This is a genomic window from Spirillospora sp. NPDC049652, assembly GCF_040675125.1.
Taxonomy (GTDB): domain Bacteria; phylum Actinomycetota; class Actinomycetes; order Streptosporangiales; family Streptosporangiaceae; genus Spirillospora.
Map to the genome: position 1 here is coordinate 1 of NZ_JBFAOF010001127.1, position 2,087 is coordinate 2,087.

The window sequence follows — 2,087 nt, forward strand, 5'->3', positions numbered from 1 at the left end:
GGACCGCGCGCCGCGCGGCGCGCGGCACCCGCTGACCACGCTCCAGGAGCGGATGGCCGACGTGTTCGTCGCCATGGGCTTCGAGGTCGCCGAGGGCCCGGAGGTCGAGGCGGGCTGGTTCAACTTCGACGCGCTGAACTTCAAGCCCGACCACCCCGCGCGGTCCATGCAGGACACCTTCTTCGTGGAGTCGGAGGAGTCCGACCTGGTGCTGCGCACGCACACCTCGCCGGTGCAGGTCCGCTCCCTGCTCTCGCGCGAGCTGCCGGTCTACGTGGTCGCGCCGGGCCGCACCTTCCGCACCGACGAGCTGGACGCGACGCACGCCCCGGTCTTCCACCAGCTCGAGGGCCTGGCGGTGGACGAGGGCCTGACGATGGCCGACCTGCGCGGCGCGATCGACGCGTTCGTCACCGGCATGTTCGGCGGCGGCCTGAAGACGCGGTTCCGGCCGTCCTACTTCCCGTTCACCGAGCCGTCCGCCGAGGTGGACATGCAGTGCTTCGTGTGCCACGGGGCCTCGGCCGAGCCGGGCGGCGAGCCGTGCCGCACCTGCTCCTCGGAGGGCTGGATCGAGCTGGGCGGCTGCGGCATGGTCAACCCGCGCGTGCTGGTGGCCTGCGGCATCGACACGAGCCGGTACAGCGGCTGGGCGTTCGGCCTGGGCGTCGAGCGGACGCTGATGTTCCGGCACGGCGTCGAGGACATGCACGACATGGTGGAGGGCGACGTCCGGTTCACCCTTCCGTTCGGGATGGAGATCTGATGCGGGCCCCGCTTTCCTGGCTGCGCGAGCACGTCGAGCTGCCCGAGGGGATCACCGGCCGCGAGCTGGCCGCCAGGCTGATCGACGCGGGCCTGGAGGTCGAGACCGTCGAGCGCGCGGGCGCCGACGTCGTCGGCCCGCTGGTGGTCGGCGAGGTGCTGACCATCGAGGAGCTGACCGGCTTCAAGAAGCCGATCCGGTTCTGCACGGTGGACGTCGGCGACGCCAACGGCACCGGTGAGCCGCAGCAGATCATCTGCGGCGCGACGAACTTCGCGGTCGGCGACCACGTCGTGGTGATCCTGCCGGGCGGCGAGCTGCCCGGCGGGTTCAAGATCGGCGCGCGGAAGACCTACGGGCACATGTCCGAGGGCATGATCTGCTCGGTCCGCGAGCTGGCGATCGGCGACGACCACGACGGCATCCTGGTGCTGCCGCCGGAGACCGCCGTCGGCGTGGACGCCATGGAGCTGCTCGGCCTGCGCGACGACGTCCTCGACATCGCCGTCACCCCGGACCGCGGCTACGCGCTGTCGATCCGCGGCATCGCCCGCGAGGCCGCGACCGCCTACGGCGTGCCGTTCCGCGACCCTGCCGACGTCGAGCTGCCCGAGGGCTCCGGCGAGGTGTACCCGGCGTCGATCGGCGACGCGTCCGGCTGCGACCGGTTCGTGCTGCGCGAGGTGCGCGGGTTCGACCCGTCCGCCGAGACGCCGCTGTGGATGCGGGTGCGGCTGTTCCGCGCCGGGGTCCGTCCGGTGTCGCTCGCCGTGGACGTCGCGAACTACGTGATGCTGGAGCTCGGCCAGCCGCTGCACACCTTCGACCGGGCCAAGCTGGACGGGCCGATCGTGGTGCGGCGCGCCGCGGCGGGGGAGCGGCTGGAGACCCTCGACCACGTCAAGCGCAAGCTCGACGCCGAGGACCTGCTGATCACCGACGCGTCCGGGCCGGTCGGCCTGGCCGGGACGATGGGCGGGCTCAGCACCGAGATCGACGAGAAGTCGACCGACGTGGTGATCGAGGCCGCGCACTTCGACGAGGTCGCGGTCGCGCGGACGGCCCGCCGGCACAAGCTGCACAGCGAGGCGTCCTACCGGTTCGAGCGCGGCGTCGACCGCGAGCTGCCGCTGTACGCGTCCGCGCGTGCGGCGCGGATGCTGGCCGAGCTGGGCGGCGCGGAGATCGTCCCGGGTGTCACGCACGCCGAGGCCGCGGTCGAGCCGCGCACGATCGCGATGTCCGCCGGGCACCCGGCGCGGGTCGCGGGCGTCGCCTACGACCGCGCGACGGTCGTCCGCCGGCTGGAGCAGGTCGGCTG

At 73.0% G+C, this 2,087-nt stretch carries 2 protein-coding genes; both read left to right on the plus strand.

Translation table 11 applies throughout. From position 1 onward, the window contains the following. A partial coding sequence (gene pheS, locus AB0J52_RS37690) for a phenylalanine--tRNA ligase subunit alpha (RefSeq protein ID WP_500187760.1) occupies nucleotides 1-766 on the plus strand: 766 nt, incomplete at its 5' end. Continuing rightward, on the plus strand, nucleotides 766-2,087 hold a 1,322-nt coding region (locus AB0J52_RS37695), incomplete at its 3' end, for a phenylalanine--tRNA ligase subunit beta (protein WP_500187762.1). The genes pheS and AB0J52_RS37695, both read left to right, overlap by 1 nt.